9 protein-coding genes are annotated in these 15,549 nt (G+C 54.1%); 2 read left to right on the top strand and 7 right to left on the bottom strand.

Annotation, left to right across the window (positions count from 1 at the left end; translation table 11 throughout):
* Position 1: 1 nt before the first annotated feature.
* From DXU84_RS21770 to DXU84_RS21760, 3 genes are read right to left on the bottom strand one after another with little or no spacing between them, the layout of a single operon-like run.
* Positions 2 to 1,405, bottom strand: a complete 1,404-nt coding sequence (locus DXU84_RS21770; RefSeq protein ID WP_013574137.1) for an efflux transporter outer membrane subunit — start codon at positions 1,403 to 1,405, stop codon at positions 2 to 4.
* The gene (locus DXU84_RS21765; RefSeq protein WP_013574138.1) at positions 1,398 to 4,547 is read right to left on the bottom strand and encodes an efflux RND transporter permease subunit; all 3,150 of its coding nucleotides are present in this window, start codon (positions 4,545 to 4,547) and stop codon (positions 1,398 to 1,400) included. The genes DXU84_RS21770 and DXU84_RS21765 overlap by 8 nt, the downstream gene beginning before the upstream one ends.
* 9 nt (positions 4,548 to 4,556) lie before the next feature.
* The gene (locus DXU84_RS21760; RefSeq protein ID WP_134706627.1) at positions 4,557 to 5,690 is read right to left on the bottom strand and encodes an efflux RND transporter periplasmic adaptor subunit; all 1,134 of its coding nucleotides are present in this window, start codon (positions 5,688 to 5,690) and stop codon (positions 4,557 to 4,559) included.
* Positions 5,691 to 6,308: 618 nt separating this feature from the next.
* On the opposite strand from DXU84_RS21760, the gene DXU84_RS21755 reads away from it, so the two are divergent.
* Positions 6,309 to 7,910, top strand: coding sequence for a PTS transporter subunit EIIC (locus tag DXU84_RS21755; protein WP_112152351.1), 1,602 nt, complete (start codon positions 6,309 to 6,311; stop codon positions 7,908 to 7,910).
* A 6-nt stretch (positions 7,911 to 7,916) separates the two neighbouring features.
* Here the strand turns inward: DXU84_RS21755 and DXU84_RS21750 are convergent, their stop codons facing one another.
* Entirely contained in the window at positions 7,917 to 8,657 is a 741-nt protein-coding gene (locus DXU84_RS21750; protein ID WP_015689424.1) for a GntR family transcriptional regulator, read from the bottom strand.
* 183 nt (positions 8,658 to 8,840) lie between these two features.
* A complete protein-coding gene (locus DXU84_RS21745) occupies positions 8,841 to 10,595 on the bottom strand; it encodes an ABC transporter ATP-binding protein/permease (RefSeq protein WP_112152352.1) in 1,755 nt (584 codons plus the stop codon).
* 129 nt (positions 10,596 to 10,724) lie between these two features.
* On the opposite strand from DXU84_RS21745, the gene DXU84_RS21740 reads away from it, so the two are divergent.
* Positions 10,725 to 11,441: a tetratricopeptide repeat protein gene (locus tag DXU84_RS21740; RefSeq protein WP_112152353.1), complete on the top strand. Its 717-nt coding sequence runs from the start codon at positions 10,725 to 10,727 to the stop codon at positions 11,439 to 11,441.
* 185 nt (positions 11,442 to 11,626) lie between these two features.
* Here DXU84_RS21740 and DXU84_RS21735 read toward each other — a convergent pair whose 3' ends face one another.
* Both DXU84_RS21735 and DXU84_RS21730 read right to left on the bottom strand, forming a co-directional pair.
* Complete coding sequence (locus DXU84_RS21735; protein WP_153376643.1) at positions 11,627 to 14,404, bottom strand: RHS repeat domain-containing protein; 2,778 nt, start codon at positions 14,402 to 14,404, stop codon at positions 11,627 to 11,629.
* A gap of 192 nt (positions 14,405 to 14,596) precedes the next feature.
* The gene (locus tag DXU84_RS21730; RefSeq protein WP_013574144.1) at positions 14,597 to 15,466 is read right to left on the bottom strand and encodes an MBL fold metallo-hydrolase; all 870 of its coding nucleotides are present in this window, start codon (positions 15,464 to 15,466) and stop codon (positions 14,597 to 14,599) included.
* Positions 15,467 to 15,549: the final 83 nt, after the last annotated feature.

The following is a 15,549-nucleotide window of genomic DNA, read 5'->3' as shown; positions in this document are numbered from 1 at the left end:
ATCACTCCTTCCAGCCGCCGCCCAGCGCTTTATACAAACTGATGTCCTGATTCAGTTGGGCAAGTTGTGTGGTGATCAGCGTTTGCTGAGCAGAATACAGGGAGCGCTGCGCGACCAGTACGCTCAGGTAGTTATCGACACCGCCTTTGAAGCGCATCTGCGAGAGATCGTAGTTGCGCTGATTGGCGTCGGCGTCCTGCTGGCGGGCCAGCAATTCATCTTTGTAGGTCGCCTGACCGGCTAAGCCGTCGGAGACTTCCTTGAACGCCGTCTGAATCGCTTTCTCATAGTTGGCGATATCAATTTTCTTCGTGTCTTTAGCGATGTCGAGATTGGCCTGATTCACGCCGCCGTCGAAGATCGGGATATTAACCGATGGCATAAATGACCAGGCACCGGTGCCGCCGTCGAACAGTTTACTCAGGCTGCCGCTTTCTGTGCCTGCCGTGCCGGTCAGCGTAATGCTTGGGAAGAACGCTGCACGCGCCGCGCCGATATTGGCATTAGCCGCTTTCAGCGTATGTTCAGCGGAAATAATATCCGGACGACGGGTCAGCAGATCAGAGGGCAAACCGGCCGGTGTCTGCGGGAATTTCCAGTCCTGTTGCAGGGTGGCGTTCGCCAGCAAACTCTGTGGAATGGTGGTGCCGACCAGCAGTGTCAGTGCATTGACGTCCTGACGTACCTGACGTGTGTACTGGGCGATGTCGGCCTGCGCCGCGCGCACCGTGGTTTCGGCCTGCACCAGATCCTGTGAAGTGTCGATGCCGGAATCGTAGCTGCGTTTGGTGAGTTCGTAAGATTTTTTCTGACTGTCGGCGGTACTGATCGCCAGTTTTAGCAGATCGTTATCCGCCGCCAGACTCAGATAGCCGGAAGCGACTTCAGCCACCAGCGAAATTTGCGTGGCGCGCTGTGTGGCTTCTGTCGCCAGATAAGTTTCCAGCCCCTGATCGCGCAGGCTGCGTAAGCGGCCAAACAGGTCAACCTCATAAGACGTTACGCCCAGATTCGCGCTGTATTGCTGATACGTCACCGGTCCGCTGGTTTGTGTTGAATACAATCCGCCCGGCAGATGCTGGTTGGTTTCACCGGCGCTGGCGTCGAGTGTCGGCAGCAGCGCGGCACGGTCAATCTGGAAGGTAGCGCGGGCGGTATCGACGTTTAATGCCGCGACCCGAAGGTCGCGGTTGTTAGCCAGGGACATGCCAATCAGCTGCTTCATCGCCGGTTGATTGAAGAAGGCTTTCCAGCCGATATCCTGCGCAGCACCGGTTTTGGCGCCGTCCCAGTTGCTGGCAACCGGCAGCGCAGGGCGCTGATAATCCGGCTCCATCGTACAGCCGGCCAGCAGGGTGAGTGAAAACGCGCCGATAAGCGACAGCGCGAAATGCGGTTTATTCATGGTGTGTTGCCTCTGGTGCAGGAAGCGCCTTATCGTGTTTTTTCGATTTGCGGGTGAACAGATTCACAACCGTGACGTAGAACATCGGCACGAAGAAGATCGCCAGGAAGGTGGCCGTGAGCATGCCGCCGACCACCGCCGTCCCGATGGAATGCTGGCTGCCCGCGCCCGCGCCGCTGGAAATGGTCAGCGGGAATACGCCGAGGACGAAGGCCATTGAGGTCATGATGATCGGCCGGATACGCAGCTTGGCCGCTTCGATGGCCGCTTGTGCCACCGACATCCCTTCGTTCTCATGCAGCTCCTTGGCGAACTCAACAATCAATATGGCGTTCTTCGCCGCCAGCCCGACGGTCGTCAGCAGGCCAACCTGGAAGAAGACATCATTCGACAACCCGCGCAGCAACACAGCACCGATGGTGCCTAAAATCCCCAGCGGTACCACCAGCATGACGGAGAACGGAATTGACCAGCTCTCGTACAGCGCCGCCAGACACAGGAACACCACGATCATCGACAGACTGTAAAGCGCCGGTGTTTGTGAGCCGGAAAGCTTCTCTTCGTAGCTCAGGCCGTGCCATGCCACTTTGTAACCCGGTGGCAGTTTGGCCGCGATTTCCATCACCGCCTCGTTGGCATCGCCCGAGCTGTAGCCCGGTGCCGGTGAACCCATCAGTTCGACGGAAGACACGCCGTTGAAACGTTCATAACGCGGTGAGCCGTACACCCATTTGCCGCTGCCGAAGGCGCTCCACGGCACCATATCGCCGCTGGAATTACGGAAATACCAGTTGTTCAGATCTTCAGGCGTGACGCGGGAAGCCGCCTTGCCCTGGATGTAAACACGCTTCACGCGGTCGTTGTACATGAACTGGTTCACATACGCTGAACCCCAGGCCGCTGACAAGGTGTTGTTGATGTCGTCGAGGCTCAGACCCAGCGCCTGCGCCCGTTCATCGTCAATTTCCAGCTGATATTGCGGTTCATCTTCCATCCCGTTCGGGCGCACAGCCATCAGGCGTTTGTCCTGTGACGCCATTTGCAGGAACTGGTTACGCGCGGCCATCAGGGCTTCATGCCCCTTGCCGTTGGTGTCTTGCAGGAAGAAGTCGAAGCCGGTGGCATTACCCAGTTCCATAACGGCTGGCGGAACGAAAGCAAATACGCGGGCATCTTTGATGGTGGCGAAATGCGCCATCGCACGACCGGCCAGCGCCTGAACTTTTTGCGCAGCGGCCGGGCGGTCGGCCCAGGTTTTCAACTGCACGAAGGCAATCCCGACGTTCTGGCCTCGTCCGGCGAAGCTGAAGCCATTGGCGGTAAACACCGAAGAAACGATGCCGCTTTCCTGCGTCATCAGATATTCCCGGACGTTATCCAGCACCTGCTGGGTTCGTTCCGCCGAGGCGTTGGCAGGCAACGTCGCCTGAACAAACATCACGGCCTGATCTTCATCCGGCAGGAAGGTGGTCGGCACACGGGTGAACATAAAGCCGGTGGCGATCACGATCAGCAGGTAGATGCCCATAAACAGACGGCGGCGTGAGATGACCGTGCCGACGGCGCGGGTGTAGCGCATCGCGCCTTTGTCGAAGTTACGGTTAAACCAGCCCGCGAAGCCTTTCTGCGATTTTTCCTCGTCGTTGTGTTTGATGATGGTGGCGCACAGCGCCGGGGTGAAAATCAGCGCCATCAGCACCGAAAGCGCCATCGCGGATACGATGGTGATCGAGAACTGACGGTAGATGATCCCGGTTGAGCCACCGAAGAACGCCATCGGCACCAGTACGGCAGACAGCACCAGCGCGATACCAAACAGCGCGCCCTGGATCTGTTTCATCGATTTGATGGTGGCGTCTTTCGGCGAGAGCTTTTCTTCCGTCATCACACGTTCGACGTTTTCCACCACCACGATGGCATCATCCACCAGCAGGCCTATCGCCAGCACCATCCCGAACATGGTCAGGGTGTTAATGGAATACCCCGCTGCCGCCAGAATACCGAAGGTACCGAGCAGCACTACCGGCACCACCAGCGTGGTGACCAGCGTTGCGCGCAGGTTTTGCAGGAACAGCAACATCACGCAGAACACCAGCACGATGGCTTCGATCAGCGTTTTCACCACTTCCTCAATCGATGCGCTGACCACCGGCGCGGTCTGGTACGGGAACTCGACTTTCACGCCAGCCGGCAGAGAATCTTCCAGCCCGGCGATGGTTTCTCTTACTGCTCTGTCGGTGTCCAGTACGTTCGCGCCGCTTGCCAGACGCAGGGCGATAGCGGTAGAGGGCCTGCCGTTAAACGTGGAGGAGATGGAATAACTTTCCGGCCCCAGATCCACGTTGCCGACATCACTGAGACGCACCTGAGAACCGTCGGCGTTCACTTTCAGCAGCACGTTTTTGAACTGATGAATGCTGTCGAAACGGGTTTTACCAATGATCGTGGCGCTGAGTTTGCTGTCTTTGACCGTCGGCAGGCCGCCGAGGGAACCGGACGACACCTGTACGTTTTGCGCTTCAATCGCCGCGCTGACATCACTTGGGACCAGCTGATATTTATACAGTTTTGCCGGGTCGAGCCAGATACGCATGGCGTATTCTGAACCGAGCAGCAGGAAGTCGCCGACGCCTTTGGTACGTACGATCGGGTCTTCCAGTTTGGTCACCAGCAGGTTACTCAGATCCGAGTTACTCATTTTACCGTCGGTCGAAATCAGGCTGACCAGCAGCATGAAGTTGGCCTGATATTTGGCAATACGGATCCCCTGATTGACCACTTCGGTCGGCAGTTGCGATTCGGCCAGCGACACTTTGTTCTGTACCTGAACCTGCGCGATATCCGGGTTAGTACCCTGATCAAAGGTGGCAATGATTGTGGCACTGCCGTCGCTGTTACTTTGCGATTCGATATAGCGCAGGTTATCCAGCCCGTTCAGTTGCTGTTCAATGACCTGAACTACGGTGTTCTGGGCGGTTTCCGCAGACGCACCCGGATAGGTGACGCTGACGGAAATCGCCGGAGGCGCGATATTCGGGTACTGGCTGATCGGCAGTTTCATGATCGACAGCGCACCGGCGAGCATGATGACGATGGCGACAACCCAGGCGAATATGGGGCGGTTAATAAAGAAAGTAGACATTCAGCTCACCTATTGCGCGGAAGGATCGGTCATCGCGAGATTAGCCTGTTCGGCAGGGGCACTGGCTTTACGCTCGGTGGCGTTGACTTTGGCGCCCGGCCTGACGTTCTGTAATCCGTCGGTGATCACTTTGTCGCCGTCATTCAGACCCTGACTGACTAACCAGTTACCGTTCATCATCTGACCGGTGGTGATGGAACGCTGCTCAACGGTGCTGTCGGCTTTCACCACATACACATAAGGCGCACCTTTGACGTCATGCATGATGGCTTCCTGCGGTACCAGAATACCTTTGTCATCAATGCCTTGTTGTAACTGGGCGTGAACAAACATACCCGGCAGCAGTTCGTCGTGCGGGTTCGGGAAAGAGGCCCGCAGGGTAACGGAACCGGTACTTTGCGACACGGTGACTTCGGAGAATTCCAGCTTGCCCGGCAGGGCGTATTTGCTGCCATCTTCCAGCGTTAGGGTGGCCTGCGCGGCGTTGTCACCGGCGGATTGCAACTTACCGGAAGCCAGCGCGCGACGCAGTTTCAGCAAATCTTGTGAGGATTCATTGACGTCAACATAGATAGGATTGAGCTGATCGATAGTGGTCAGATATGCCGTCTGGCCGCTGGTCACCAGCGCACCTTCGGTATACAGCGAGCGGCCAATATGGCCGGAAATCGGCGCGTACACTTTGGTGTATTGCAGATTGACACGGGCGGTCTCGACATCTGCTGCGGCTTCGCGCTCGGCGGCCACGGCATCATCATATTGCTGACGGCTGACCGCCTGCGCTTCAACCAGCGGTTTATAGCGGCGGGCGGTGGCGTCGGCGCTTTTCCAGGTCGCCATCGCGCGATCGAAAGAGGCCTGATAGGTTGACGGATCAATCTGATAAAGCTGCTGACCGGCTTTGACTTCGCTGCCTTCCACGAACAGACGTTTTTGGATCACGCCGCTCACCTGCGGACGGACTTCCGCGCTGCGAACCGCGGTGGTGCGGCCGGGCAGACTGGTGGTGAGGGCGACGGGCTGGCTGTGCAAAGTAACGACATTCACCGCAGGAGCCTGTGCTGCCGGGGAAGCAGAACTGGCAGAACCATCACATGCGGAAAGCAGTACCACTGTACTGACAGAAAGTAACTTCAGGCGCATAGAATTCACTCTTTTTGGGGAATTGAGAATAACCATTCTCAACAAGTCCTTCACTATACGAGAGCGCCTGATTTCCCGGTGTAAGGATATTGTCATCACCCATGTTTCTATATTTCAAAATATGAGGATAATGTTGCTACATAATCCCTTGTTATTGTAAGGCTTTAATCTTTTCGTGCAGTGGAAAATGGCAGGAAAGTCATTACTTAGTAAACTAATTAATAGGCCATAAGAATAATTATCAGAGGGATGTTCTAAAAGTGAATGAATTGTTAGGTGTTAAAAAAGTGTGATGCATATCAAACAAATTTATACATTTTAACCCGCTCCTTACCTGAAAAGACTAAGGGATTAAGCCCGCAGCCGTTACCTTAAGGGCCGAGAACGAGCAGTTCTCACATTTGCTTGTTGCCAGCCGTTTTGAACAGCGGCCAGTTGCAACCCCCATGCCCACAGTCCGATGTGGGCTTTTTTTTGCCTTTGCACCGCCAGCCAGCTTTCCTCTCGCAAAACTGTGATCCCTTTCATACTCCTGACTGCTATGTCTATACAACTATACATTCTGTGACTTAACTCAATTAACGGTTTATTTTTAGCCAGCGAATTGAGGGAAGACAGATGATAAAACTTGGCAGCAAGGTTCACGATCTGGGGAAAGCCCTGATGACGCCTATCTCGGTGATTGCCGCCGCCGGGATTTTCTTAGGCCTGGCCGCCGCATTGCAGAATCCGGCGGTCACTGGTGAAACCTTTACCCAGATGAAAACATTGCAACTGGTCATCGGCTTTATCCGTCAGGTCTCCGGTGCGCTGTTCGCTAATTTGCCGTTGTTTTTTGCGGTCGCCACGGCAATGGGGCTGGCTAATGCAGAGAAGGCCACGGCGGCGTTTTCCGCCGTGATCGGTTTTGTCGGGCTGCACGTCGGGGTTAATTACAGCCTGCTGGCGCAGGGTATTACGCCGGAAACCATTACGGTCGCCAAACTCACGGCAAAAGGCATGACCGAAAGTGACGCGATGATTTACGCCGCCGAGTTCACCAACACGCTGGGGATTTTCACCTACAACATGAGCGTGCTGGGCGGGGTGCTGGTCGGCCTGATCACCATGTGGCTGCACAACCGTTTCTATACCATCGTGCTGCCGACGGCGATCGCGTTTTTTGGCGGGCGGCGTTTTGTACCAATTGTCACCGTGCTGGTGCTGCCGATCGTCGGTGTGCTGATGTCGCTGATCTGGCCGACGATCGCCCAGGGGATCCAGTGGATCGGCGAGCTGATCGGGCGCACGGGCGAGATCGGCACCTTTATTTATGCCACCTCAGAACGTTTGCTGATCCCGACCGGTTTGCATCACATCATTAATGAAACCGTGCGCTTTACCCCCATCGGCGGTGTCACCACGGTGGATAACCAGAGTATTGTCGGCGCGCTGAATATCTTTAATGCTGCGCTGGCCAATCCGGGCACGATCTCCGATGCGGTCACGCAGCAGGCGACGCGCTTCCTGGCGCAGGGGAAAATCCCGGTGATGATGTTCGGGTTACCGGCGGCGGCGCTGGCGATGTATCACTGCGCGCGGCCGGAACATAAAGGCCGCGTGAAAGCGCTGATGCTGGCGGGCGCACTGGCGTCATTTACCACCGGGATCACTGAACCGCTGGAGTTCTGCTTTATTTTCGTTTCGCCGGTGCTGTATTTCCTGCATGCGGTGCTGACGGGGTTGTCGTTCGTGCTGATGCAAATGCTGCATGTGATGATCGGTAACGTGCAGGGCGGGGCGATCGACTTCCTGATCTTCGGTGTGCTCGGCGGCAGCCGCACGCACTGGTGGTATCCGCTGATCCTCGGCATCATCTACGCGCCACTGTATTACTTCACGTTCCGCTGGGTCATTCTGCGGATGCAGGTAAAAACGCCGGGGCGTGAGGATGAAAATGATGCCGAAGAACGCGCAAAACCGGCGCAGGGCACGGGCGAAAAAACCAAAAATATCATCATCGGTCTGGGCGGCGAGGGGAATATTACGGCGGTCGATTGCTGTTTCACCCGCCTGCGCGTGAAGGTCAAAGACATGGCTCAGGTACAGGATGGCACATTAATGAAAACCGGCGCGATGGGGGTGAAACGCATCACCGAAACGGATGTGCATGTGATCTATGGCCCGCAGGTTGAGCAGGTGGCGAATCTGGTGAAGGCGGAGTTGTCGGGCATTGCCTGACGGCGCTTAAGCTTTCACTTTGGCATGGACGCTGAAGCCATAGTTTTTCTGGTTGTAGTAGACATCAGACACTTCAAACAGCGTGCCGTCAGTGAACGACACAATCGCGTGGGAATGCAGCACCGGCTGGTCGCGTGACAGGTTGAGCGCGACGCGTATCTCGTTGGACGGCAGTTCTGCCGAAATCAGTTTGGTGCTGCCCGCAGGCTGGAAACCTTTCGAGCGAATATAAGCATATTTTGACGATGTCATGGCGGCGCGCGTGATATCCGGGAACCGGTCGCACAGCATCCAGCATTGTTCATACACAAACGGCTCATCACCGAGCAGACGCAGGCGGATCATAAAATAAACTTCAGTACCGGCGGGAATATTCAGTTCGCGGGCAATGTCTTCACTGGCAGGCATACGGCGAAATTCCAGCACCTGATTTTCAATGCGCTGATTATTTTCCTGGGCGACTTCGCTGGCGGTGAGATGCCGGTCGAGCGGCAGAATGATTTTTTGCTGCTTTGGCGGCTCAACGACAAAGGTGCCGCGACCGCGAAAACGGGCCACACGCCCCTGACGCACCAGATAATCCACAGCTTTTCGCGCGGTCATGCGCGAGACACCATAGATTTCGCACATGGCGGCTTCGGTCGGAATCGGATCTCCGGGGCGGATTTCACCGGTGCTGATTTTTTCGGTAAGTTGCTGCTCAATTTGCAGATAAAGCGGCGTGAACGAATTTTTGTCTATCTTCATTAACCCTTACCTCCGACCCTTTTAAATTTCACTTAAGAATAATTGTATAGTCAGCTATACAAAGCAGCCAGCCACCCTGTTGGTTTTCTGCTCAAAATGGGTTTCAGCACACACAAAAAATAAAGGTTGCTGACATCAGCAACCTTTCTGCATTTTGAAACCACTTTCCGGTGGCGTCAGGCGTTATTCAGGCAACAGCGCCGTGGAGGTGAATCCGCACGGGCCATTTTCCTGATTTTTGAACCGCCAGCAGTGCTGATGGTATTTCGCGACCGAATTACGGTGCGCCACACTGATAACTGACGTTTCCGGCAATTCGCTCAGCAGCAGAGCGTATACCTGTTGTTCGGTTTCGTCATCCAGTGCGCTGGTGGCTTCGTCGAGGAACAGCGTATCGGGTTTGATCAACAGCGCACGGGCAAAGGAGAGCCGCTGCTGTTCACCCGGCGAGAGGCGCTGGCTCCAGTTGGCGTAATCATCCAGAATTTCTACCGCCGCCAGATGTGACAGACGACATTGCGTCAGCACCTGTTGCAGCTGTTCATCCGTATATTCACGGCTGGCGTCAGGATAACTGAGCGCATCGCGCAATGTGCCAATCGGAATGTAACTGCGCTGTGGCAGGAACAGATAACGCTTACCTTCTGCCAGCGCAATATTGCCTGAGCCGTAAGGCCAGATACCGGCAATCGCACGCAGCAACGTTGATTTACCACAACCGGAAGGCCCGGCAATCAGCACGCGTTCGCCCGGTTGCATGGCAGCAGAAATATTGCAAAACAGCGGATTCCCGTTCGGCAGGTTCAGCGTCAGTTTATCAAGCTGTAAGGCGTGTTCGGTGCTTTTGCCTACGCTGATGCCGCGCGGCTGAGCGTTAACCTGATCGATTGCCGCATTGAAACCGGCAAGACGGTTAACCGTGGCTTTCCAGTTTGCCAGATCGGTAAAGGCATCGATGAACCAGGACAACGCGCCCTGCACCTGACCGAACGCGGAAGCAATCTGCATCAGCGCACCCATCTGGATCGCGCCGGAGAAATAGCGCGGTGACGCCACCAGGATCGGGAAAATATTGGCAAACTGCGCGTAAAAGTTGGATGCCACGTTCAGGCGACGGGTGACGCGCATGATAGACCACCAGTTGGTTTTGATGGATTCAAACTTGCCGGTCAGCTGATCGTGCTCGTTTTTTTCACCGTGATACAGCGCGATCGCGTCGCTGTTTTCACGAATACGGATCAGGCCAAAACGGAAGTTCGCCTCGAACCATTCCTGATTAAACCCGAGTCTTACCAGGGGTTTACCGATATACCAGATAATGAAGGAACCAATGGCGGCATAGAGCAGCGCGAACCACAGCATGTAGCCGGGGATTTCAACGTGATGGCCCGCGAGCATAAAGTTCAGCGGCCCGCTGATCGACCACAAAATAAATACGAAGGAGAACAGCGTCACCACGCTCGACAGCAGACCGAGCACCAGAGAAAGTGTCCCGCTGGTCAGGGCATTCAGGTCATCGGAAATACGCTGATCGGGGTTATCCACCTGATGCTGATACTCCGTGTAATAATAGGCGTGATTGGTCAGCCACTTCTCCATATACTCTTCAGTCATCCAGCGCCGCCAGCTCATTTGCAGACCCTGCGTCAGATACACTCTGTAGATGGCGATAACGATGAACAATAGCGCCAGCCAGGTAAATTTAAATAGCTGGGCTTTGAAAACCGGATAGTTTCTGTTTTGCAGCGCGTCATAAAAGACACGGTTCCATTCGTTAAACTGTACGCTGAGGTACACACCGGCCAGCGAAAGGATGATGATTGTGGTCAACATGCCCCAGGCACGCCACTTTTCTTCTGAGCGCCAGTAAGGCTTAATTAACTGCCAGACGGCGCCCCATTGCGCCGATTTCCCAGGTTTTTTAGTCATAATAGCCATGTGTAATCGATATGTTGTAAAGCCAATCATCCCAGAATGAGTGGCTCAGTGCGATAGGGCAATGAGCCACTTGTAAGGATGTTTTTCCAGCACGAAGCTCTGTAGACCACAAAAGTAGAAGGATGTTTGATGAAAGTCGCAGTGAATTTACTGCTGGTGGCAGGATGTTTTGCCAGTGTTCAGGCGTTTGCCCAGATTGATGAACCGGATATCGACGCCGATTGTGTTAAAGCCGGGATTTATGCCGCTGCCGGAAAAGTGGCTTATCAGCAGGGTGATATGGGCAAAGCCCGGGAAATTTTTCGTAATCAGGTCGCCTGGAGCGAGTTTTGCCATAAGCCGCAGGACCAGATTGCCACGGCCTACAACAACATTGCGTTGACCTACATAAAGCAGGGCGATTATCTGAAAGCCAAGGCCTGGCTGATGCTGGCACCTGCTGACAAAAAATCACAATACAACCTGAGTCAGATGCAGCCAAAACTGGATGCCTTGCCGCCAGCCGAAAGTCCGGCAGGGATTTACTGGCAATATGCCGGGTTTGGTAGCTGGAATATCGTCGAAGTGAAAGCCGAAGAAGCGCAGTTTAAAATCGATTTCAGCGGTTTATACATGGGGCAGATGTCACTGTATTACGGCCCGAATACCGGCGATTTTTCGGTGGTGACGGCAATCAAGGATAATCACGCGGTTTACCACGAAGCCGATGATGCCTCCGCCGGTGGCGGCGAGTGTAGCGTGGACATGAATTTCGCACCCCGGAGCGTTAAACTTCACACCACCAATGACTGCGGTTTCGGTCACAACGTGCAGGCCGAAGGCGAATTTGTGCGGGTGATGCAGTAGCCTGCCAGGCGTCTGTATTATTGCCAGACGCTGATTGTAATCTCCTGACCGTTTGCTGAGAAAAACCAGTACCGGCTGAGGGGGCCTTCAGGAATAAAAGATGAGCGCGGAACATTGCACCCATCTTTTTATCTGACATTCTGACGACTTAAATCCCTGTCTCTGCGCTTATGTCAACCGGCTGTTCAGTCGGCGTGTGATAATACGCGGCGGCGGCTTTTTGGCGATAGGTTTGCTGCGGGTTCATTTCCGGCTTGCATACTCGCCAGTTTTATATGTTTTCCTTTGTCGGACCATATTCCTTCCGAACGTTTACCTATAACGGTTATGCGATCGAGCGGGATGATGGGTGAATTTTCCCCCTGAGACAATTGCGCCGCCGTTAACAATTGCTCGGGTTCTCCAATAACATGAGCTTCATTGACACCTGTGGTCAGTGAACGCCAGGATTCCGGATTACTGACATCAGAGATTTTGTCCCTTAACGTTTTCTCATCCATCGTTTCCCATCCTTCATTGAGAATCTTGTCCATTAAACTCTTCTGTTGTTTTAAATGCTGGACCAGATTCTTTCTGGCCGTCAACGTCGCAAAGTTTTTTTCGTAACTGGCAACCCGCAGGTTCACGGCGTCAATCTGATAAAAGTATTTCTCTCCGGGCATTTGATTCGCAAAGTCTTTCATTCCCAGCGCCGTTTCTGCTGTATAGATAATAGGTTCAGCCGCTTCACCGTTATGATATTGGCCCAATGTGCCAGCATCATGAATACTGACGGCATTTGAGAACCCTCCCGCTTTTACTATCTCTTCCGGACTGCGGCCATCGGCCCTGAAAAGCTCTTTAACATCGGTATCAACGATAATTTTGTAATCATCATTGCCCGCGACAGGCTTTTTACCGTCACTGTCATAAAACGTTACCGGATTATTTCTATTCATCCTGAATAGATTCAGGCCATCCACCGTTCCTGCGGGGTCAGCGCTCAGCCAGCGGCCCGCCCACGGCTGATAATAACGATATCCGTAATAATACAGACCCGTTGCATCCCGTTCTTTCCCGGAGTAGCGGACAGTTTTATATTCAGCTTCTATCTGACTGCGGGCAGCCCACAATGCTGTGCCGCCATAGGGATAATATTCTTCCAGACTGATGATCTCGCCTTGCCCGTCCAGCTCGAGTCCGCTGCTGCCGGTCAGATTGTCAATGCTGTAACGCACCTGATCGTTGGTCATGCCAGCGGGCAATCCGCTTTCCCAGTGGAGTATCCGTACCTGAGCGCGTCCCGCTTCGCCCACGATGATGGTGTGGCGGCTTTCTGTCCCGGTACTGCCGGTGAGAGAGAGCCTCTGCTCCAGACCGGGCAAGTAGGTTACGTGCTGCGTCTGCTGCGTATCACCTGTTTTGCGTTTACTGACTTTCAGAATGCGCTGACTCATGCTGTCATAGCGGTAATTCTCGCCGTCATTGTCACCCGCGTCCCGCAAGACTGTCGTCACCGTCAGGAGTTCGCCCTGCGGCGTCCAGGTCAGATCCTGACCCGGTTGTAGTTGCATCTGATATCCGGCTGCCGTGAACCATGCTTCAACTTCTTCGGGGTTGTTGGTCAGCGTGCTCAATACTCCGCGGTTGCTGCGGTTGCTGACCGTGATTGAGGTGGTGTAATAAGTGTTGGTGGCCGGAGCACTGTGTCGGATTTCTGTCAGGTTGCCAGCGGTATCGTAGGTGTAGGTGCGGGTATAAAGGGTATACGCTGAGTTATCGGCAGGAAGGGCAAGGGGGCTGGATGAAAAATGACTGCTTTGCTGACCGGCATTAGCCATCTCGCGTCCGGTGGCTTTCACCAGCTGATAAAGGCTGTCATAAGTATAGGCATTTTCAGGTTTTACTCTCTGATTGCGCCAGAAACGGGTTTCTTCAGCATCATTGCTGACGGTGGTTACGTTGCCCACCGGATCATACGCATAACGCAGGTCTTGCAGTACTTTTGCTCCGGCGGCATGTCCTGCCGGGCGCTCGGTTTTCATTCCTGTCAGGCGTTGTGTTGTCGCTTCGTAGAAGTAAGTGGTCACAACGCCATTACCGTGCTCCTCGCGTAATTTTTGCCCGGCGGCAGAATAGGTCAGAGATTTGACGATAACCTGCTCTTCAGCGTTTTTCAGGGTCAGCCAGCTTTCTTTCAGCATACCCGCAATATCATACGCCACCCGCTGCCGGTTACCTGCGGCATCAAGGGTGGTTAATACCGATGTGGTGGCATCCACCGTGCTCAGGGTGGTATGGCGCACTTCATCCAGCCGTACATTCCAGGCAGTGATAGTGTCTCCCTGCCAGTCAGCCACTGTGGCGGGGTTATCTGCATCCTTCAGCAACCGGCGGCTTACTGACAGCGCGACATTGCTTACGGACATACTGTTGGTCTGTAACAAACCCGCCTGATCGTAATGGTGGGTGCACTCGCCAGCCAGATTCACGTCCTTTTCTGCCTGTGAGTTTTTAGCATACACAAACCGTTCGCTCACTCTGGATATGCCGTCAGCAGTTATTTCCGTCACACTCAGAGGACGGCCTGGCAGTGTATTCCCCTCATACTGCCGGGTGCGGAAGACTGCCTGACTGATGTCCTCCCGACCCTTGTCATCAATTCTGATGCTGGATCCAGCCATACGGATCCGGCCCGCTATGTCATTGAGTGTCACCGAGATGCCCGCATCGGCGCTCTGTGCGCGCAGGACATGACCGGAGAGGTCATTTCGATAGATAAAATTTGCCTGCCCGAATCCGTACAGACGCGGGTCACTGCTTTGTGTCAGGAAGCCCCCGGTATTGTACTGATGGCGCATGATACGTTCGTCCGTCTCTTCTGGTGTGTCGGGATGGCGGTGATAGGTGATGTTACGGGCGTAGAGACCACGGTTATCAAGCACCGTGATGGCAGGGGTTTGGCCAAATAATGAGACATTCATAATAAGCTCCGTTATCTTCAGCGATGTGTAAGGTACACATCAGAGATAATTTTAGCTTATGCGCGCAGAACCTTATGAACTTAGCTTACGGGGGGTTAACCCACGAGCATTTCGGGGCTGTGAGCTCAGCACCCTCAATGCTCGTTTGCCATCGGTACCTCTGAATTCGTCATTAAAAAGGAGAAACAATATTTATTGCGGCCACTTCATTTCGCCCTTCAATACTTTCGCACTCAGTTGTAATGAAGAATCGTCTTTCAGTTGCGGATAATGTTTTTTCATCGCGGCGATAAGCGCGGCAGAATCTTTCGCTTTCGGTAATTCTTTTTCCAGCGTCAGCAGATACTGGCGGGTGAATTCCACCGATTCCAGCGTTTTTGGCGCGCCCGGCAGGAAATGTCCCGGTACAACGACTTGCGGATTAAGACCGGTAATTTCATTGAGCGCTTCTACCCACTGTTTACGGGATTTCGGCGTCTGCGTATCTGCTGTCCAGACATGCATGTTATTGCCATTCACCAGCACGCCGCCCACTACCGCTTTCAGCGACGGGATCCAGACAAACGTCCGTTCTTTATCTACGCCCTGAACCTCAAACTTATGGCCTTCGAGTTCAAAGGTCGTGCCTTTCAGCGGTTCAGGAACCACAACAGATTTTGGCGCATTGTCTTTCAACTGCGGTCCCCAGAAAGCGACTTTGCCGTCTTTGCTGGCGTTGATCTGGTCGATGGTGGCCTGCGTTGCCACGATTTTGGCGTCCGGGAACGCGGCATGGATGACATCCAGCCCGAAGTAGTAATCCGGGTCGGACTGGCTGATGTACACCGTCGTCAGTTTCTTGCCGGTCGCCTTGATCATTTCCACCAGTTTTTCTGCGTCATTGCGCTGGAACTGCGCGTCGATCAGAACCGCTTCTTTATCGCCGGTAATGATTTCAGAAGAAACCGGGAAAACGCTTTTTTCACCGGGGTTATACACGTCCATTTTCAGTGCACTGGCGGCGTGAGCGGACAGGCTGCTGCCCAGCAGGGCGGCGATCAGAGTCAGATGTTTCAGTTGCATGGGTTTTCCTCAGAGACGTAAATAATCACATTCAGTAAGACTCTACTGTACGTTGCATAATCCGCGGGAAAAACCGGATAATG

This window comes from Rahnella sp. RcJ3, assembly GCF_009498575.1.
Taxonomy (GTDB): domain Bacteria; phylum Pseudomonadota; class Gammaproteobacteria; order Enterobacterales; family Enterobacteriaceae; genus Rahnella; species Rahnella aceris.
Note: the sequence above shows the minus strand (reverse complement) of the source record. Positions and strands in the feature narration are given on the sequence as shown.